Source organism: Actinomadura atramentaria DSM 43919, assembly GCF_000381885.1.
In the GTDB taxonomy this organism is placed as follows: Bacteria; Actinomycetota; Actinomycetes; order Streptosporangiales; family Streptosporangiaceae; genus Spirillospora; species Spirillospora atramentaria.
Window position 1 is genome coordinate 168325 of sequence record NZ_KB907212.1, and the last position, 17664, is coordinate 185988.

Genomic DNA, 17664 nt, shown 5'->3' on the forward strand with positions numbered 1-17664 from the left:
CGATGAGCACCGAGACAGCCGCCCGCAACCAGTCGTCGTCGCTGCGGCGCGCCCTCGCGGTCCTGGACCACGTCCGCGACCACGGCGGCGACCGGGGCGTCTCGCTGACCCGCATCGCCGACGACCTCGGCCTCAGCAAGAGCACCGTGCTGCGCCTCGCCGCGCCGCTGGTGGACGGCGACCTGCTCGCCCGCGACCGGGAGACCGGCCGGTTCCGGCTGGGGCACGGCGTGCTGCGGCTCGGGCAGGCGTACCTGTCGTCGCTGGACCTGCGGTCGGTCGCGGCGCGTCCGCTGCGGGCGCTGCAGCGCGCGGTCGGGGAGACGTGCCATCTCGTCGTGTACGACTCCCCCGACGTCGTCTACATCGACAAGGTCGAGAACGAGCACAACGTCCGGATGGCGTCGCGCGTCGGGATGCGGCTGCCCGTCTACCGGACGGCCGTGGGCAAGGCGATCCTGGCCTGCCACGGCGACGACGCCCTGCGCGCCGCCGTCGCCGACGGGATGGCCGCGATGACGGACCGGACGATCACCGACCCGGACCGCCTCGCCGCCGAACTCGACCGCGTCCGCCGCACCGGCTACGCCATCGACGACCGGGAGAACGAGCCCGAGGTCCGCTGCGTCGCCGCGCCGATCTTCGACCACACCGACCGGGCCGTGGGCGCGCTGAGCGTGTCCGGGCTGATCTCCCGGATGACGCCCGCGCGCGTCCGGGAGGTCGGGCCGCTCGTGGCGCGCACCGGGCTGGAGATCTCGCGCGTGCTGGGCTCGGCGCGGACCGGCATCGACCCCGCCCGCGCCGACGTGAATACCGACGAGCAAGGAGTTCCGCAGCCGTGAGCCTGACCATCCCCGACGAGCAGGTCGACTGGCGCACCAAGGGCCTGTGGCTGCCGGACGGCCCCGTCTCGCTCGCCGACTTCGGCGCGGCCCGGCACCCGCTGTTCGGCGGCCCGTTCACCTGGCCGCTCATGATCGCGCGCCGTTCCGCGCTGGAGCACAACATCGCGACGCTCGCCGCGTTCGCCGCCGAGCACGGGCTGGCGTTCGCGCCGCACGGCAAGACGACGATGGCGCCGTCGCTGTTCGACGCGCAGCTCCGCGCGGGCGCGTGGGGCATCACCGCCGCGACCGCCAACCAGGTGCTCGCGTACCGGAGGTTCGGCGTGCCGCGCGTCCTGCTCGCCAACGAACTGCTGGACGCGACCGCGCTGCGCTGGCTCGGCGGCGAGGTCGCGAAGGGCTTCGAGTTCTACCTGTACGCCGACTCGCCGGAGGGCGTCGCCGCGCTGTCGGCCGCCGCCGGGGAGCGTCCGTTCCAGGTGCTCGTCGAGCTGGGGCACGCGAACGGCCGCACCGGTTGCCGGACGGTCGAGCAGCTCACCGAGGTCGCGCGGGCCGTCGCCGCCGCGCCCGGCACCGAACTCGCCGGGGTGTCCGGCTACGAGGGCGGGCTGACGACGCCGGAGGCGGCGGGCGCGTACCTGTCCGGGCTGCGCGACGCGACGCTCGCGCTCGGAGACCTGCTGCCGGAGTCGGTCATCGTCAGCGCGGGCGGCAGCGCCTACTTCGACGTCGTCGCGGACCGCCTCGGCGGCGCGTGGCTGCCCGGCCGGGAACTCACCGTCGTTTTGCGCAGCGGCGCGTACGTCTCGCACGACGACGGGGTCTACACGCGCAAGACGCCGTTCACGCGCGTCCCCGGCTCGCTCGACGCGGCGCTGGAGGTCTGGGCGCAGGTCACCTCCGTGCCCGAGCCGGGCCTGGCGATCGTCGGCATGGGCAAGCGCGAGGCGCCCTACGACGAGGGGCTGCCCGTCCCGCTGCGGATTCGCCGCGCGAACGGCGCCGTCGAGCCCGCCGACGGGCTGCGCGTCACCAACACCAACGACCACCACGCCTACGTCGCGGGCGACGGGCTGCGCCCCGGCGACCTGGTGTGCTTCGGCATCTCCCACCCCTGTACGGCCTTCGACAAGTGGCAGGTCGTCCCGGTCGTCGAGGACGACGACACGGTCACCGACCTCATCCGTACGTACTTCTGAGAGAAGGACGATTCATGACCCCCCGCCTGACCCCGGGCGCCGTCCTGGCGGAGACCGGCGTCGTCGCGGTCGTCCGCGGCACGCGCGGCGACCGGACGGCCGCCGTCCTGGACACCCTCGTCCGCGCGGGCGTGCGCTGCCTGGAGGTCACGCTGAACACGCCGGGCGCGCTCGACGCGATCCGCGCGGCCGCCGACCGGCTGCCGGCGCTCGCGGACGGCCCGATCGAGGTGGGCGCGGGCACGGTCCGGACCGCCGCCGACGCGACGGCGGCCGTCCGCGCCGGGGCGACGTTCCTCGTCGCGCCCGGCACCGGCGCGGAGGTCGCCGCCGCCGCGCGCGACCTGGGCGTCGCCCACTACCCGGGCGCGCTGACGCCGACCGAGGTCGAGACCGCGTGGAACCTCGGCGCGACGGCCGTGAAGCTGTTCCCGGCCCGCGCGCTCGGCCCCGGCTACCTGCGGGACCTGCGGGAACCGTTCCGCGACGTCCCGTTCGTCCCGACCGGCGGCGTGTCCGCCGCGACGGCCGGGGAGTACGTCGCGGCCGGGGCGGTCGCGGTCGGCGCGGGCGGCTCGCTGATCGGCGACGCCCTCGACGGCGGCCCGCTCGACGCCCTCGCCGACCGCGCCCGCGCGCTGCTGGCCGCCGTCGCCGCCGCGCGCGGCACGGGAGCGGCGTGATGGCGACCGATCTCGTCACCCTCGGCGAGACGATGGCGCGGCTGGAGAACCCGGTCGTCGGCCCGCTGCGGCACGCCCGCTCGCTCGACCTCGGCGTCGCGGGCGCGGAGTCCAACGTCGCGATCGGCTTCGCCCGGCTCGGCGGCACCGCGACCTGGTGCGGGCGCGTCGGGGACGACGAGTTCGGCCGTCTCGTCCGCACGACGCTCGCCGGGGAGGGCGTGGACGTCGCGCACGTCGTGACGGACCCGGCCGCGCCGACCGCGCTGATGTTCAAGGAACGGCGGTCCGGCCAGCTCACCCGCGTGCAGTACTACCGGTCGGGCTCGGCGGGGTCGCGGCTCGCGCCCGGCGACGTCCCCCACGACCTGGTGCGCGCCGCGCGCGTCCTGCACGTCACCGGCATCACGGCCGCGCTCGGCGCCGACGCGCGGCGCGCCGTCCACGACGCCGTGGACACCGCGCGCGCGGCGGGCGTCCCGGTGTCGCTGGACCTCAACTACCGCAAGGCGCTCTGCACGCCGGAGGAGGCGGGCGAGCTGCTGCGCCCGCTCGTCGCCCGCGCGGACGTCGTGTTCGCGACCGAGCAGGAGGCGCGGCTCGTCGCCGCCGGCCGCGACGCGGCGGAGCTGGCCACCGCGCTGACGGCCCTCGGCCCGCGCGAGGCGCTGGTGAAGCGCGGCGCGCTCGGCGCGGTCGCCCACTGCGACGGCGGGGTCTTCGACGCGCCGCCGCACCCGGTCGCGGTCGTGGACCCGGTCGGCGCGGGCGACGCGTTCGCGGCCGGGTACCTCGCGGAGTTCGTGCTGGGCCGGCCGGTCGCGGAACGGCTCGCGACCGCGTCGGCGGCGGGCGCGTACGCGGTGACCGTCCCCGGCGACTGGGAGGGCCTGCCCAACCGCGCCGACCTGGATTTGCTGCGGTCGGCGGACGACGCCGTCGATCGCTGACTGAGAGGGAGAACCGATATGAGCAAGCGTGAACTCCGCAGCGCCGACGCGCCCGCGCCTGGCGGCACCTACTCGCAGGGGCTCGTCGTGGGCGACTTCGTCTACACGGCGGGGATGGGACCGATCGACCCGGCCACCGGTGCGGTCGTCGGCGACGACGTGGCGACGCAGACCCGCCAGGTGCTCGCCAACCTGAAGGCGGTGCTGGCCGAGCACGGGCTGGACTTCTCGGACGTCGTGAAGTCGACCGTCCACCTCCAGGAACTCCACCGCGACTTCGCCGCGTACGACGAGGTCTACCGGGAGCACTTCACCGCGCCCTACCCGGTGCGGACGACGGTCGGGTCGGACCTGATGAACATCCTGGTCGAGATCGACTTCGTGGCCTACAAGAAGAGCTGATGGACTCCTCGCTCTACGCGTTCGCCGAGGACCTGCGCGACGAGGGGTTCGCGCGGGTCCTCGCGTGCGGGACGGCGGGCGTGGCGGTCGCCGCCGCCTACCACCGGGCGCGGGACGTCACTCCGCACGGCCGGACGCGCGTCACGCTGCGCCACGACGGCGTCCACTTCCCCTTGGGCGACGCGTTCGACGGGCTGCGGCTGCGCCCGCCCGTGCAGGACGGCGCGTCGGCTCGGCCGCTGCGCGCGGCCCGCGCGGCGGCGGACGCGGCCGGGGCGCGGCTGCACGGCTGGGGCGTGTTCCTCCACAACACGACGATCGGCCTGGCCCATCCGGACGTGACGCAGGAGAACTGCTTCGGGGACCGGGGGGCTCCGGCGGACCTGTGCCCGTCGCATCCGGACGTCCGCGCGTACGCGGTCGCCCTGGCACGCTCCATCGCGCGTTTGGGCGTGGACTCGGTCGTGGCCGAGTCCCTGCACTTCGGCACCTTCGGCCACGGCTACCACCACGAACGCTCGTTCGTGGAGCTGGGGGAAGCGGCGGAGTTCGCCCTGGGCCTGTGCTTCTGCCCCCACTGCCTGAAGCGCTCCACCAATGGGGCCGCAGCCCGCGCCACCGCAGCACAACTAGTAGAGGCCGTCCTGAACGGCGACCCACCCACCACCGCCATGCCGAACACGTTGCCGAACAACGTGCGGTCGGAACCGCCACGGGCCGGCATGCCAGCCGATGCCGCACTGCCGGACGCGTCGCCGCCGGACGGCATGCAGTCGGACGGCGCGCTGCCGGGCGGCGCACGATCGGATGTGGCCCTGCAGCGCGACGCGCGTTCGGGCGGCACGCAATTGGACGGCGCCCGGTCAAGCGGCATGCCGCCGAGCGGCGCGCGGTCGGGCATGGCGGCGCTGCCGGGCGGCGGGCCGCCGGAGGGCGTGCCGGGCGGCGTGCGGTCGGGCGGTGCGCGGCCGACCGCCGTGCTGCCGGACGTTCTGCTGGAGTACGCGCGGGAGCGGATTGCGACCGTCACCTCGCTGGCCGCCGAGGTCGCGGCGGCCGTCGCGGCCGAGGGCTCGCGGCTGACGTTCCTCGACCTCACCGGCGCGGTGAAGGGCTACGCCGACGGGCGGCCCGGCGGCGGTCCGGCCGCCGCCGACGCGTGGCGGATCGGCGTGGACCCGGCGGCGCTCGCGCGCGTCGTGCCGTCCTACGCGGCGCTCTGCTACGCGCGCGACGCCGAGCGGGTGGCGCTGGACGTCGCCGCGTACCGGGCGGCGCTCGGCCCGGACGTCGAGCTGCGCACCGTCCTGCGCCCCGGCTTCCCCGACACGGACTCGGCCGAGCACCTGGCCGCGAAGGCGTCGGCGGCGCGCGGCGCGGGGACCGACGCGGTGGACTTCTACTGCTACGGGCTGGCCCCGCGGCCCGCGCTGGAGCGCATCGCGGGCGCGGTCCGTGCCGCCGGTCAACTATAGGATGTAGTACTACGTCGTGTAGTTGATCGGAGGCCGACCGTTGCGCGTGCTCATCGCCGGAGCGGGGATCGCCGGGCTCGCGGCGGCGCGCGCCCTCGTCGCGGCGGGCCACGAGGTCGCCGTGCTGGAGGAGGGCGACGCGCCGCGCCTCGGCACCGGTGCGGTCACCCTCTGGTGCAACGGCACGGCGATCCTCGGGGACCTCGGCGTCGGCGTCGGCGCGCTCGGGCAGCGGCTCTCGGCGCTGTCCGTCCGGAGCGCGCGCGGGCGTCGCGTCCTCGACGTGGACCTGGACGCGCTCGCCGCCCGCTTCGGTTCGGCGGCGCGCGTCGTCCCGCGCGCGGCGCTGGTCGCCGAACTCCTCGCGGGACTGCCGGACGGGATCGTGCGGTTCGGCTCGTCCGTCGCGGACGTGCGGATCGGCGCGGACCGGGCCGTCGTGCGGACCGCGTCCGGGGACGAGCACGTCGCGGACCTGCTCGTCGGCGCGGACGGCGTGCGCTCGCGCGTCCGCGCCCACGTCCTCGGCGACCTGCCCGCCGCCCGCACCGGCATCGCGACGTGGCAGGGCCTGATCCCCGCCCCGTTCGACCCCGGCACCGCCATGACGGTGCTCGTCGGGCGGCGCGGCGACTGCGGCTTCATGGGCGCGGGCGACGGGCTCATGCAATGCATGTTCGAACTGCCCGACGAGCAACCGGGCGACCGTCCTGTGGAAAACCTGCGCCGCCGCTACGCGGGCTGGGCCGAGCCTGTGGACAAGATCCTGGCCGCGCTACGGGACGAGGACATCGAGGCGTTCCCCCACCAACGGCACCGGGTGCCGCGCCGCCTCGGGCACGGCCGGTGCGTCCTGCTGGGCGATGCGGCGCACGCGATGCCGCCCGTCCTGGCGCACGGCGCGAACCAGGCGCTGGAGGACGTCCGCGCGCTCGCGGCCTGCCTCGCCGCCGCACCGGTGGACGCGGCCGTCCGCGCGTACTCCCGGCGGCGTCGCGGACGGGCGGCCGCCGCGTCCGCCCTCGCCGCGAACGGCCTCGCCGTCACCGGACCGCGCGCGCTCGCGCAGACGTCCCCCGCCCTGCGCCTCGCCGCGCCGCCGCCCGCGCTCGGCACCTGGGCGTTCGGCCGCATGCTGCGCGGCCTGAGCGACCGCGTCTGAAACGCCGGGGAACGGGCCGGGTCGCTCACGGTAGGAGCGCGCATCCGGCAATTCACCAGAAAAATGACGACGAAGTCGCGGTGAGTGACCTGTGTCCCAACGATAGGTTGCGAGTCGATCACTAAGCGTGGCATTATTGCGGGTCGCACGCGACCTCGCGCCCGCGTGCCGTGGACAGCGCCCCCCGAGGTCCAGGAGTTCCCCCCATGAGCGAGATGCCGTCCCGTGACCCGGACGTGCTGACCACCGCCGAGCTGGCCGCCAAACTCGGGCTCTCCCCGCAGACCGTCCGCCGGATGGCGAACTCGGGCCAGCTTCCCGCCCTCAAGACCGGCAAGGACTTCCGCTTCTCCTGGGAGGCCGTCCGCCAGGTCCTGCGCAGCCCGTACCGCGAGGACGCCCAACCCGACCGCGGCGCGGGCCACCGAGCCCGAACCCGGGCCCGAGCCGCCACCGCCCGCCACCCCGACTGACCCGGGGGTCCGGTCGCCGGGCTGGTGTCACGTGCCAAGCGTGCCGTTCGGTGTGGCGGGGCCGTTCAGCGCGCGGACGAGCTGGTGCGCCGCCTCGGCGGTGTGCTCGGCGGGGGTGCTGCCGCCGTGCCAGGACAGCCGCCACCGGCCGTCGCGGTAGGCCACGATGACGCGGCGGACGTCGGCGGCCCGGTCGGCGCGGAACACCAGGAGCACGGGATAGGTGTTGACGTGCGTGATTCCGCTGGTGACGCCCTCGAACATTCCGAGCGCGTCGTGCAGGCGGGACAGGTACGTGAAGCGCTCGCGGTGGAGGACGGCGGGGTTGAGGACGTCCCTCGCCTGGTCGTCGGGCTTGGAGTAGAAGCCGCCCGGCTTCGCGGCTTCCGGCTGCTGCGGCGTTTGCTTGGTCTTCCGCTCGTGGGCTCCCATGTCGTCACGCTCCTGCGGTCTTCTCGTGAAGGGACCACAAGCGTGGACCGGGCCGGGTTACCGTGCATAGGCGAACTCCCCAAGTTCACCCCCCGATGATCACGGAGCGTGCTCAATGACGAACAGGCGGGAGCTGAACCCCGACCGGGACATGCACGACTGGGCTGCGGTCGAGCTGCAGAAACTCCGCAAATCACACGGAATGTCACACAGGGACGTCGCCGCGATCCTGGAGAAGGACCGCACGCTGATCTCAAAAATTGAAGCGGGTGAATCGAAGCTTCAGGAAGAGGACGCGGACAAGCTCGACCGGGTTTGGGATACCGGAGGCCGACTTGGGCGGATCATCCGGTGGGCGAAATCTCGGCACTCGTCTGAATGGCGGGACGGCCGGGCCAGGAGTGAATCCCGCGCCGACCAGATCCGCGTGTGGGCGCTCGGCTGGATACCCGTCCTCGCCCAGACGGAGGACTACATCCGCGCGCGGCTCGCCGACGGTGGACGGGACGACGCGGACTCGACGGTGCGGGAGACCCTCGCCCGCCAGAAGGTGCTCGACCGCAAGCCCCGGCCGCTCGTCTGGCTTCTCATCGACCAGAACGCGCTGGAGCACCCGGTCGGCGGGGCGGAGGTCATGCGCGGACAGCTCGCCCGGCTCCTGGAGTTGGCGCAGTCCGCCTCGTGGGCCGTGCGCATCGTCGGTCACGGCTCCGGAGGTCACGTCGGCCGGGACGGTTCATTCGAGCTGTACCGAGTCGGCGGCGCGGACGTGGCCTACACTGAGGCACTCGGACCCGGCCGTCTGGTGACGGATGCCTCTGAGGTAGTCGAGTACGACATATGCTTCCGCCAGATCGGCGACGTCGCCGAAAGTAAGGGCGCGTCCATCGCACTCATCAAGAAGATCATGGAGGGGTACGGATGATCGAATGGCGTAAGTCCAGCCGCAGCAAAGGCAGCGTGAACGGCAACTGTGTTGAACTCGCCGCTCTCGCGACCGCTGTCGGCGTTCGTGACTCGAAGAACCCCGAGCTCGGCCATTTCGCGCTGCGCCGTTCGCAGTTCGGAACGCTTCTGCAGCAGGTCAAGAGCGGCGAGCTGGACGGCACCTGGAGCAACTTCGCCTGACGTAGAGGATCGAAGGAGTACCGATGATCAAGTGGCGTAAGTCCAGCCGCAGCGAGGGCAGCGTAAACGGTAGCTGCGTTGAACTCGCCGCGCTCGTGACTGCGGTGGGCGTTCGCGACTCGAAGAACCCCCAGCTCGGTCACTTCACGCTGCGCCGTTCGCAATTCGGGAGGCTCCTGCGGCACGTCAAGAGCGGCGAACTGGACGGTACCTGGAGCGGGACGGTTTGATCGACTGCCTGAAAACCACCTCTGGCAACACAGGCTGGTTCGGCAGGTGATGGAGGGTCTTGCATGACTCCCGTATGGCGCAAGTCGAGTTTCAGCGGGACTGGCGGAAGCCAGAGCGACTGCGTTGAGCTTGCGTGCGTGCTGCGCAACATTGCCGTTCGCGACTCGAAGAACCCCCAGCTCGGTCACTTCGCGCTGCGTCGTTCGCAGTTCGGGGCGCTTCTGCGGCACGCCAAGAGCGGTGAGCTGGACGGCACCTGGAGCAAGACCGTTTGACCGACTGCTCAAGAACACTTCTGGGCAAGCCTTCACGGGACCGGTGGACGACTCACCGGTCCCGTTTCGTTTTGGGCGCTCGGCGGGTCAGCAGCAGGCGGACTGGGGCTGTGCGCCCTCGGCGTTTCCGCAGCACGCCGAGTCCTCGGCGGGGGTGAGGGTTTCCGCGTCGGCCTTCACCACGTAGACCTCCCACGGTTCGCCGCCGGGACCGTGGACCCAGGCCTTGTCCTGGACCGCGTAGCAGCAGGTCGTGTCGGTCTCCTCGCGCGTTGCGAGGCCCGCGTCGGACAGGCGGCGGGTGGCGGCCTCGACGGCGGCCGAGTCGGTGACCTCGACGCCCAGGTGGTCCAGGCGCGTCGGCTCGTCGCCGTCGCCCTCGATGAGGACCAGCTTCAGCGGCGGTTCGGCGACGGCGAAGTTGGCGTAGCCGGGGCGGCGCTTGGCGGGCTCGACGCCGAACAGCCGCGTGTAGAACGCGACCGAGCCCTCCAGGTCGGAGACGCGCAGGGCGAGCTGGACACGGGACACCGGAACCTCCTGATTTGACGTCCATCGAATCAACGTGCCGCCGAGTTTGCGCTTCTGGATAGATGGATGTCAAATTAGAGGCATGTCGAAGCAACCGCCGCCCGCCGACTGCTGCGTGGCTCCGCTGGCGTGCGCCCCGCTCACCGAGGACGAGGCCGCCGAACTCGCGCCCCTGCTCAAGGCGGTGGCCGACCCCGTCCGGCTGCGGCTGCTGTCCCTGATCGCCTGCCACGACGGCGGCGAGGCGTGCGTGTGCGACCTGACCGCCGCGTTCGACCTGACCGCGCCGACCATCAGCCACCACCTGAAGACCCTGCGCCGCGCCGGGCTGATCGACTCCGAACGGCGCGGCACATGGGTCTACTACCGGCTCAACCCGGGCGTACTGGAGCGCCTGTCGGCCGTCCTCGCCCCACGCGCCGCGACCACGCGATGACGTCCCCCGGCCAGGCCAACGGCCCGGGCTCCGACTCGGCCACCGACCCGGGCGCTGGTGCCGTCACGGGCACGGGCTCGCGCGCCGACTCGGCCACCGGCTCGGACGCTCGTGCCGTCACGGGCACCGACGCCGCCACGGCCACCGGCGTCGGCCCGACCACCGGCCGAGCCGTGGGCGACCGCGCGCCCCGCAGGCTGTCCCGGGTCGATCGGCTGCTGCCTCTGTGGATCGGCGCGGCGATGGCGGCCGGGTTGGCGGCGGGCCGCGCGGTCCCCGGCCTCGACCGCGCGCTGGACGCCGTCCGCGTCGGCGGGATCTCGCTGCCGATCGCCGTCGGCCTGCTCGTGATGATGTACCCGGTCCTCGCGAAGGTCCGCTACGACCGCGTGGGCGCCGTCGCCCGCGACCGGCGGCTGCTCGTCCCGTCGCTCCTGCTGAACTGGGTCGTCGGCCCCGCCGTGATGTTCGCGCTGGCCTGGCTGCTGCTGCCGGACCTCCCCGAGTACCGGACGGGCCTGATCATCGTCGGCCTCGCGCGCTGCATCGCGATGGTCGTCATCTGGAACGACCTCGCGTGCGGCGACCGCGAGGCCGCCGCCGTGCTGGTCGCCGTCAACTCGGTGTTCCAGGTCGTCGCGTTCGGGCTGCTGGGCTGGTTCTACCTGACCGCGCTGCCGGGAATGCTCGGCCTGGAGCAGGTCCGGCTCGACGCGTCCGCGTGGGACATCGCGCGCAGCGTGCTGGTCTTCCTAGGCGTGCCGCTGGCCGCCGGGTACGCGACCCGCCGCGCGGCCGAACGCGCGCGCGGCCGGGACTGGTACGAGCGGCGGTTCCTGCCGCGCGTCGGCCCGGCGGCGCTGTACGGGCTGCTGTTCACGATCGTCGTCCTGTTCGCGCTGCAGGGCGACGCGGTGACGTCCCACCCCGGCGACGTGGCACGGATCGCGCTCCCGCTGCTGCTCTACTTCGCCCTGATGTGGGCCGGTTCGTTCGCGCTCGGCCGGGCCGTGGGCCTGCCCTACGACCGGACGGCCACGCTCGCCTTCACCGCCGCCGGGAACAACTTCGAGCTGGCCATCGCGGTGGCCGTCGCGACGTTCGGCGTCACGTCCGGCCAGGCCCTCGCGGGCGTGGTCGGGCCGCTCATCGAGGTCCCGGTGCTGGTCGGCCTCGTCCACGTCTCGCTGGCGCTGCGCCGCCGGGAAGGCTCAACATGACCGACATTCCCGAAGTGCTGTTCGTCTGCGTCCACAATGCGGGAAGGTCGCAGATGGCCGCCGCGCTGCTGGAGCACCACGCCGCCGGGCGCGTCCGCGTCCGCTCCGCGGGCTCCGCGCCCGCCGACGCGGTGAACCCGGCCGTCGTCGCGGTACTCGCGGAGATCGGGCTGAACGCCGAGTTCCCCAAACCGCTCACCGGCGACGCCGTCCGGGCCGCCGACGTCGTCATCACGATGGGCTGCGGCGACGCCTGTCCCGTCCTCCCCGGCAAGCGCTACGAGGACTGGCGGCTCCCCGATCCCGCCGGGCTGTCCGCGGCGGAGGTCCGGCCGATCCGCGACGCCATCGACGCGCGCGTCCGGGCACTGCTCGCGGACCTGCTCCCCGACTGACCTGGCGAATCGGGCGCGGACGCCCCGAAAGCACGCGAAGTTCGGGTGGGTTTTGTCACTGCTCGTCCCGCCTCGCGATGGTTATGCTCCCCGTGATCAACAACGACGGGGAGGACCGCCGATGCACGCGGAGCCCGGGCGGCCCGCCCGATGACGGTCAACGGCTTCGAGGTCGACCCGTCCCGCCTGCGCGCGTCCGCGAGCGAGCTGCGCGCCGTCGCGGACCGTCTCCAGCAGGCGCTGAGCGATTTCGAGGCGACGGTGGACGGCTTCGGCCAGCCCTGGGGCGCCGACGACATCGGCTCCATCATCGGCATGGCCCACGACGAGGCGTTCGACACGGCGCTGGACTGCTTCACCACGAACGCCGACGACCTGGCCGAGTACGCCGAGGCGCTCACGCAGATGGCCGACAACTACGTCGAGATGGAACAGTCCAACGAGCTGTACGTGAACCGGATCGGCGAGGTCCTGTAATGGGCCTCCAACTTCCCGGCGAGCTGATCAGCCTGCTCGGCATGCTCGGCTACAACTGGCCCGAGGCAGACGAGACGAAGCTGTTCCAACTCGGCGGCACGTGGATGGACATGGCGTCCACCCTGCACGCGACCGTCTCCGACGCGGACGCCGTCGCACAGCGGATCTGGTCGGAGAACAAGGGCGACGACTTCGACGCGTTCCGCACGGCGTGGTCCGGCGACGAGGCGCCGACGCGCAACCTCGGCGACGCCGCCAACGGCTGCCTGATGGTCGGCGCGGGCCTGATGGTGTGCGCGGGCGTCGTCCTCGCGCTCAAGATCAACGTCATCGTCCAGCTCACGATGCTCGCCATCGAGATCGCGCAGGCCATCGCGACGGCCGCGCCGACGTTCGGCGCGTCCCTCGCGGAGATCCCGATCTTCAAGGAGATCACCGGCGCGATCGTGGACGAGCTGATCAACCAGGCGATCGGGGCGCTGCTCGATGGATGACCTCGCGGGACGGGCCGGACGGGCGGGCCGCGCGGCCGTCGCGCTGCTGCTCGCCGCGCTGCTGCTCGTGCCCGGCCCGGTCGGCGTCCTGGACGCGGGGCGCGCGCCGGTCGCGGCGGGACGGCGGCACCGCGGCGGGCACCGGGGCGGCCGGCGCGGCGGCCACAAGGGCGGCGGGCGCGGCCCGATCGCGCGCCCGCTGCGGATGGGCCTGTTCAAGCCCGGCAAGGGCGGCAAGGGCGCGGCCCCGCGCCCGCCCGCGCCGAAGGGCAAGCGCGGCGCGCCGCACGAGCACCCGACCGGCATCAACGGCCAGAAGCAGAAGGGCCACGTCCGGGGGACGCCGCAGTACGAGAACCGCAAGAAGGCGGGCAAACCGACCTCGACGTGGGCGGGCGACGAGTCGTTCGCGAACCACCACACCTACGACGCGTGGTACCAGGGGACGCCCGACCCGAAGCGCCCCCGCGTCCGCACGCACGACTACGGGCCCGACCACGTCACCGGCTACAGCCCGCAGGGCCAGCCGCAGCACAAGGTCCGGGTCCACATGGACGACGACGGTACGATCCACGGACATCCGAAGTGACGCCGGAAGGGGCGGGGCGCGCAGTGGACGACATCGCGCGGCGCATCGAGAGCGCCTACGGCTCGCTCGCCGAACCCCGGTTCGACTCCGTCGCGGCGGCGCTGGACGCCCGGCCGTACGACGCGCTGATGGCGGAGGTCGCGCGCGTCTTCGTCGTCGAGGAGGACACGGACCCCGACGACGACCACGGTTTCGTCTACGGCCTCGACCGGGCGGGGCTGCGCTGGGTCCTGATGCTGTCCGTCGTCGGCCCGTACGCGGCATTCGCCCGGCTCAGCGACGCCTGGGACGACGTCCTGACGCCCGCGTCCCCCGACTTGCGCGACGAGGAACGCTGGCTGCTCGACGTCCTGTCCCGCGCGGGCCTGCGCGCGCTGACCCGCGCCGAGCTGGAGGACCCGATCGACCTGCGCCTCTTCAGCGTCGGACCGGGCGAGGTCCGCGTCTTCCACGCCCTGTTCACCGACTCCCCGGGCCTCCCCTGGGACCGCGAGACCCTGCGCCGCCTCGGCATCCTCTAGCCGCGGGGGATCATCAGCGACGTCCCGGCGGGCAGGTCGAGCCAGTACCGGTCCGGGGCGGTGACGAGCCGCAGCGTCACCTCGCCGCAGAACGGGCAGCGCAGCACCGCGCCCGGCGCGTCGGCGTACAGCGGGGCGCGGGCGAGCATCCCGTCGCGGCCGCAGGAGCCGCAGCGCCCGGCCGCCGTCGTCATGTCGGGCGTGAAGATCAGGCCGAGCGGTCCGGCGAGGGCGTTGCCGTCGAGCCCGGTGCCTGGTTCGTCCATGTTCATCCTCCCGTGGGGCCGAACCGCTCGGCGCGGACGCGGTCCCCGTCGTGGCCGAGTCCGGTGAGCGCCGCGCCGACCGCCTCGACGAACGGCGTCGGGCCGCAGACGTAGCAGTGCGGCGCGTCGCCGGGCGGGAAGCCGTGCGCGGCGAGGTCGTCGGCGGCGAGGCGGGCCGCCGGACGGTCGTGGCCGGGCGGTGTCTCGCGCGTGTACGCGAGCAGGACGCCCGCGCCGCGTTCGGCGAGGTCCGCGAGTTCGTCGGCGTAGAAGAGCTGGTCGGGCGAGCGCAGCGAGTACAGCAGCCGGAGCGGCGCGCGCGAACCGGTGTCGCGCCACGCCCGCGCCATCGCCATGACGGGCACGACGCCCGCCCCGCCCGCGACGAGCAGCAGCGGCTCGTCCCCGCCTCGCCACACGAACCAGCCGCCGACCGGGCCGAGCATCTCGATGAGTGCGCCGGTCGGATAGTCGTCCACAAGGTAGGGGGAGACTTCGCCGTCCGGGAGCCGCTGGACGGTCAGTTCGACGCGCTCCCCGGCGGCGGGCGCGGCGATGGAGTAGCTGCGGGTCGCCTGGTAGCCGTCGTCGGCGGTGAGCCGCAGGTCGACGTGCTGTCCGGGCAGGTGGCCGGGCCAGCCGGGAACGTCCAGCAGCAGCGTGCGGACGTCGGGAGTCTCGCAGCGGTCGCCGACCAGCGTCGCGGTGCGCCAGGCCGGGGCCTCACGCCCAGGAGTAGCGCTGCTCACGCCAGGGATCTCCGTAGTCGTGGTACCCGGCGGATTCCCAGAACCCGGGCTCGTCGCGGTCGAGCAGCCGCAGCCCGCGCACCCACTTCGCGGACTTCCAGAAGTACAGGTGCGGGATGAGCAGCCGGGCCGGGCCGCCGTGCGCGGCGGGCAGCGGTTCCCCGTCGTAGGTGTGGACGATCCATGCCTTGCCGCCCGTGACGTCCGCGAGCGGGACGTTCGTCGTGTAGCCGCCGTGGCAGCGCGCCAACGCGAACTTCGCCGACGTGTCGATCCCGTCCAACAGCGTGTCCACCGAGACGCCGACCCACGTCGTGTCGTACTTCGACCACCGGGTCACGCAGTGGATGTCAACCGTGGGGCGCTCCTGGGGAAGGTCCATGAACTCGCGCCACGTCCAGCGGCGCGCCGTCCCGTCCGGGGTCTCCAGCGTGAACCGCCACGACCCCTCGGGCACGCGCGGCGTCGGCCCGGCGGACAGGACGGGGAAGCCCTCGACCAGGTGCTGCCCCGGCGGCAGCCGCCCGCTGTCGTCGCGCGCCGCGCCGCGCCCGCGGAAGCCGGGTGTGAGGGAGGCCATCGCGCCTACCGGTGGATCGCGTACGGCATCGGACACCTCGGACGGGTCGGTTGGAACGTTCCTCGCCACTCCATCAACGCGACCGGAACGCGCCCGCCGCGTCCGGTCCAAGATCGCGTCAAACGTTCCGGGTGCGCGGAGGCACCGCCTCGGCTTGCGGTTTCGGCAACGGGCTTTGCCTGGTCGGCGCGGGTGGGGGCACCGTGGGCGAAGAGCGCCGCAGCGGTGCGAAAGCCCCGCTCAGACGGCATGTCCGCCGGGGCGGCGAACCTTGGGGAGGAACGGCATGGACGCCGAGTTCTGGGACGAGCGGTACGGCAGTCGCGACCAGTTGTTCAGCGGAAACCCCAACGGGGTGCTCGTCACCGAGGCCGCCGACCTGCCGCCGGGCCGGGCGCTCGACCTCGGGTGCGGGGAGGGCGGCGACGCGCTGTGGCTCGCCCGGCGCGGCTGGCGGGTGACCGGCGTCGACATCTCCGAGGTCGCGCTGCGGCGCGCCGCCGCGTCGGCCGCGGACGTCGCGGACCGCACGGCGTGGACGCGCGCCGACCTCACCGCCGAGCCGCCCCCGGCGGGCCCGTTCGACCTGGTGACCGCGCAGTACTTCCCGCTGCCGGTCCGGCCGGACCACGCGGCGCTGCGCCGCCTGCTGGCCGCCGTCGCCCCCGGCGGCACGCTGCTGTTCGTCGGCCACGACCTCGCCGACGTGCCGTCCCGCGTGGACGGCGTCGACCCGCGCTCCTTCTACCAGCCCGCCCAGATCGCCGAACTCCTGGACGCCGACTGGCACGTCCTCGTCAACGAGACCCGCCCCCGCACCGCCCCAGCCCCGCCCGGCACCCACCACGCCAACGACACGATCCTCCGCGCCCACCGCCGCTGAGCGCGTCGTGCGGCGCGCTGGTCGGGGCGTAGAGGCGCGGGACCTCGGACCCGCACGGAACCCGGATGTGCCACCATCCGTCCGGTATGTCCGGTTTTGTGAGACTCGGCGGCGCGGCGAGATGACTGCGGGGATGCGCTCGTTGCGCATCCCCGCAGATCAGAAGGCGGAGGATCGGGGATTTGAACCCCGGATGGGCTTGCACCCAAACCGCATTAGCAGTGCGGCGCCATAGACCGGACTAGGCGAATCCTCCAGGAAGCCCGAGGGCTCAGCACAGGCTACCGGTCGTCGCGGCAACCGGCAAAGTCGTTTGCGCGGGGCGCGCGGCCGGCCCCGGCCGGGTGGGGCCGGGGCCGGAGCGGCGGGGTCAGGAGCCGAAGTGCAGGCCGCCGGTGAAGCCGCACGCCTTGCCGAGGTCCTGGCCGTCCTGCTGCATCTTGCTGATCGAGGTGAGGCCGTTGGTGCCGCTCGACAGGTCCCCGGACGCGAGGCTGCTGAGCGTCTTGGCCGTGGCGTCGAGGTCGTCGGCGAAGCGGCCCGCGGCGGACTCGACGTCGCCGCCCGCGTCCTGTCCGGCGGAGCGGATCTTCGCGGCGGCGTCGGTGTACTTCTGGGCGTTCGCCGACGCGCCCGCCGACGGGTTGCTGAGGTCGGGCGTGCTGACGTTCGTGAGCGTCTTCAGCGTCGACTCGATGCTGTTGCAGGCGGTCTTCTTGCTGCCGCCCGTGACGGAGTCGAGCGGTCCGCACGCCGTCGAGCCGAGCACGGCGCCGCCGACGAGAAGGGCGCCGACCAGAGTGGTGGCGGACATGCGCATGGGGAGTCTCCTTGATGGGGGGTTGGGCGTTGGACGAGAGTAGACCGGCACACCGTCAGTCGTGTCCCGAATGACCCTTTGGCGCGCGGCCGCCCGCAATGGTTCCCGCGCCCGTCATGGTCCGGCCGCCCGCCGGGATGCCCTACACTGGTGGACGTCGGAGCGCGGACCGAGCGGTCGGCCCCCCACCACAAGGGCCTGCTAGACTCCCTCCACGACGACGAACCTCCCGGTGCGAGCCGGGAAGGCGCACCCGTAGCTCAACGGATAGAGCATCTGACTACGGATCAGAAGGTTAGGGGTTCGAATCCCTTCGGGTGCACAGACGGAAATCCCTGGTCAGAGTCCTCTGGCCAGGGTTTTTTTATGCCTTCGGCCCGTTCGCGTTGCGCCGGGCCAGGGGGCGGTGTGGCGTGGGGCACAAAAGCGCGGGTGCGGTTGC

26 protein-coding genes and 2 tRNA genes are annotated in these 17664 nt (G+C 73.3%); 21 read left to right on the top strand and 7 right to left on the bottom strand.

What is annotated here, in order from left to right; all coding sequences use genetic code 11:
• Positions 1-2: 2 nt before the first annotated feature.
• The 8 genes from G339_RS0114175 (at position 3) to G339_RS33685 (ending at position 7195) form a co-directional block, all read left to right on the top strand.
• Positions 3-845, top strand: a complete 843-nt coding sequence (locus tag G339_RS0114175) for an IclR family transcriptional regulator (protein ID WP_019631739.1) — start codon at positions 3-5, stop codon at positions 843-845.
• The gene (locus G339_RS0114180) at positions 842-2050 is read left to right on the top strand and encodes an alanine racemase (RefSeq protein ID WP_019631740.1); all 1209 of its coding nucleotides are present in this window, start codon (positions 842-844) and stop codon (positions 2048-2050) included. Before G339_RS0114175 ends, G339_RS0114180 begins: the two co-directional genes overlap by 4 nt.
• Positions 2051-2064: 14 nt before the next feature.
• Entirely contained in the window at positions 2065-2733 is a 669-nt protein-coding gene (locus tag G339_RS0114185) for a bifunctional 4-hydroxy-2-oxoglutarate aldolase/2-dehydro-3-deoxy-phosphogluconate aldolase (RefSeq protein WP_019631741.1), read from the top strand.
• The gene (locus tag G339_RS0114190; protein WP_019631742.1) at positions 2733-3683 is read left to right on the top strand and encodes a sugar kinase; all 951 of its coding nucleotides are present in this window, start codon (positions 2733-2735) and stop codon (positions 3681-3683) included. The genes G339_RS0114185 and G339_RS0114190 overlap by 1 nt, the downstream gene beginning before the upstream one ends.
• A gap of 18 nt (positions 3684-3701) precedes the next feature.
• Complete coding sequence (locus tag G339_RS0114195; protein WP_019631743.1) at positions 3702-4085, top strand: RidA family protein; 384 nt, start codon at positions 3702-3704, stop codon at positions 4083-4085.
• On the top strand, positions 4085-5560 hold the full coding sequence (locus G339_RS0114200) for a hypothetical protein (RefSeq protein WP_019631744.1): 1476 nt from the start codon (positions 4085-4087) through the stop codon (positions 5558-5560). Before G339_RS0114195 ends, G339_RS0114200 begins: the two co-directional genes overlap by 1 nt.
• A 46-nt stretch (positions 5561-5606) precedes the next feature.
• Entirely contained in the window at positions 5607-6722 is a 1116-nt protein-coding gene (locus G339_RS0114205) for an FAD-dependent oxidoreductase (protein WP_240489822.1), read from the top strand.
• A gap of 206 nt (positions 6723-6928) precedes the next feature.
• A complete protein-coding gene (locus G339_RS33685) occupies positions 6929-7195 on the top strand; it encodes a helix-turn-helix domain-containing protein (RefSeq protein ID WP_019631746.1) in 267 nt (88 codons plus the stop codon).
• A gap of 27 nt (positions 7196-7222) precedes the next feature.
• On the opposite strand, the gene G339_RS0114215 is transcribed toward G339_RS33685, so the two are convergent.
• Positions 7223-7627, bottom strand: a complete 405-nt coding sequence (locus G339_RS0114215) for a hypothetical protein (RefSeq protein WP_019631747.1) — start codon at positions 7625-7627, stop codon at positions 7223-7225.
• Between the two features lie 115 nt (positions 7628-7742).
• Between G339_RS0114215 and G339_RS36670 the strand changes: the two genes are divergently transcribed.
• From G339_RS36670 to G339_RS37740, 4 genes are all read left to right on the top strand, one after another.
• Positions 7743-8552: a helix-turn-helix domain-containing protein gene (locus tag G339_RS36670; protein ID WP_019631748.1), complete on the top strand. Its 810-nt coding sequence runs from the start codon at positions 7743-7745 to the stop codon at positions 8550-8552.
• Positions 8549-8755 carry a DUF397 domain-containing protein gene (locus G339_RS0114225; RefSeq protein WP_019631749.1) on the top strand — a complete coding sequence of 69 codons (207 nt, stop codon included), beginning with the start codon at positions 8549-8551 and terminating at the stop codon, positions 8753-8755. Before G339_RS36670 ends, G339_RS0114225 begins: the two co-directional genes overlap by 4 nt.
• 23 nt (positions 8756-8778) lie before the next feature.
• The gene (locus G339_RS0114230; RefSeq protein WP_019631750.1) at positions 8779-8985 is read left to right on the top strand and encodes a DUF397 domain-containing protein; all 207 of its coding nucleotides are present in this window, start codon (positions 8779-8781) and stop codon (positions 8983-8985) included.
• A 63-nt stretch (positions 8986-9048) separates the two neighbouring features.
• Positions 9049-9261, top strand: a complete 213-nt coding sequence (locus G339_RS37740) for a DUF397 domain-containing protein (protein ID WP_019631751.1) — start codon at positions 9049-9051, stop codon at positions 9259-9261.
• Positions 9262-9348: 87 nt separating this feature from the next.
• Here the strand turns inward: G339_RS37740 and G339_RS33695 are convergent, their stop codons facing one another.
• Positions 9349-9792: an ArsI/CadI family heavy metal resistance metalloenzyme gene (locus G339_RS33695; protein WP_019631752.1), complete on the bottom strand. Its 444-nt coding sequence runs from the start codon at positions 9790-9792 to the stop codon at positions 9349-9351.
• An 82-nt stretch (positions 9793-9874) separates the two neighbouring features.
• Here G339_RS33695 and G339_RS0114245 point away from each other — a divergent pair, with 82 nt between their 5' ends.
• The 7 genes from G339_RS0114245 to G339_RS0114285 all read left to right on the top strand — a co-directional run bounded on the left by G339_RS0114245 (position 9875) and on the right by G339_RS0114285 (position 13924).
• Complete coding sequence (locus tag G339_RS0114245; protein WP_019631753.1) at positions 9875-10228, top strand: ArsR/SmtB family transcription factor; 354 nt, start codon at positions 9875-9877, stop codon at positions 10226-10228.
• Positions 10225-11448: an ACR3 family arsenite efflux transporter gene (gene arsB, locus G339_RS0114260; protein WP_019631754.1), complete on the top strand. Its 1224-nt coding sequence runs from the start codon at positions 10225-10227 to the stop codon at positions 11446-11448. The genes G339_RS0114245 and arsB overlap by 4 nt, the downstream gene beginning before the upstream one ends.
• The gene (locus G339_RS0114265) at positions 11445-11843 is read left to right on the top strand and encodes an arsenate reductase/protein-tyrosine-phosphatase family protein (RefSeq protein ID WP_026341438.1); all 399 of its coding nucleotides are present in this window, start codon (positions 11445-11447) and stop codon (positions 11841-11843) included. Before arsB ends, G339_RS0114265 begins: the two co-directional genes overlap by 4 nt.
• A 150-nt stretch (positions 11844-11993) precedes the next feature.
• Positions 11994-12320: a WXG100 family type VII secretion target gene (locus G339_RS0114270; protein WP_019631756.1), complete on the top strand. Its 327-nt coding sequence runs from the start codon at positions 11994-11996 to the stop codon at positions 12318-12320.
• A complete protein-coding gene (locus G339_RS0114275; protein WP_019631757.1) occupies positions 12320-12814 on the top strand; it encodes a WXG100-like domain-containing protein in 495 nt (164 codons plus the stop codon). The genes G339_RS0114270 and G339_RS0114275 overlap by 1 nt, the downstream gene beginning before the upstream one ends.
• A complete protein-coding gene (locus G339_RS0114280) occupies positions 12807-13403 on the top strand; it encodes a hypothetical protein (RefSeq protein ID WP_019631758.1) in 597 nt (198 codons plus the stop codon). The genes G339_RS0114275 and G339_RS0114280 overlap by 8 nt, the downstream gene beginning before the upstream one ends.
• A gap of 23 nt (positions 13404-13426) precedes the next feature.
• Positions 13427-13924, top strand: a complete 498-nt coding sequence (locus G339_RS0114285) for a hypothetical protein (protein WP_019631759.1) — start codon at positions 13427-13429, stop codon at positions 13922-13924.
• Here the strand turns inward: G339_RS0114285 and G339_RS0114290 are convergent.
• From G339_RS0114290 to G339_RS0114300, 3 genes are read right to left on the bottom strand one after another with little or no spacing between them, the layout of a single operon-like run.
• Entirely contained in the window at positions 13921-14190 is a 270-nt protein-coding gene (locus tag G339_RS0114290; protein WP_019631760.1) for a DUF6510 family protein, read from the bottom strand. The genes G339_RS0114285 and G339_RS0114290 overlap by 4 nt on opposite strands.
• 2 nt (positions 14191-14192) lie before the next feature.
• On the bottom strand, positions 14193-14939 hold the full coding sequence (locus G339_RS0114295; protein ID WP_019631761.1) for an FAD-binding oxidoreductase: 747 nt from the start codon (positions 14937-14939) through the stop codon (positions 14193-14195).
• On the bottom strand, positions 14914-15519 hold the full coding sequence (locus G339_RS0114300; protein ID WP_019631762.1) for a sulfite oxidase-like oxidoreductase: 606 nt from the start codon (positions 15517-15519) through the stop codon (positions 14914-14916). Before G339_RS0114300 ends, G339_RS0114295 begins: the two co-directional genes overlap by 26 nt.
• A 286-nt stretch (positions 15520-15805) precedes the next feature.
• Here G339_RS0114300 and G339_RS0114305 point away from each other — a divergent pair, with 286 nt between their 5' ends.
• Positions 15806-16402, top strand: coding sequence for a class I SAM-dependent methyltransferase (locus G339_RS0114305; RefSeq protein WP_019631763.1), 597 nt, complete (start codon positions 15806-15808; stop codon positions 16400-16402).
• Positions 16403-16569: 167 nt separating this feature from the next.
• On the opposite strand, the gene G339_RS0114310 is transcribed toward G339_RS0114305, so the two are convergent.
• Positions 16570-16658, bottom strand: a tRNA-Ser gene (locus G339_RS0114310).
• 114 nt (positions 16659-16772) lie between these two features.
• The gene (locus tag G339_RS0114315) at positions 16773-17216 is read right to left on the bottom strand and encodes a hypothetical protein (protein ID WP_240489810.1); all 444 of its coding nucleotides are present in this window, start codon (positions 17214-17216) and stop codon (positions 16773-16775) included.
• Between the two features lie 255 nt (positions 17217-17471).
• On the opposite strand from G339_RS0114315, the gene G339_RS0114320 reads away from it, so the two are divergent.
• Positions 17472-17544: transfer RNA gene (locus tag G339_RS0114320), tRNA-Arg, on the top strand.
• Positions 17545-17664: the final 120 nt, after the last annotated feature.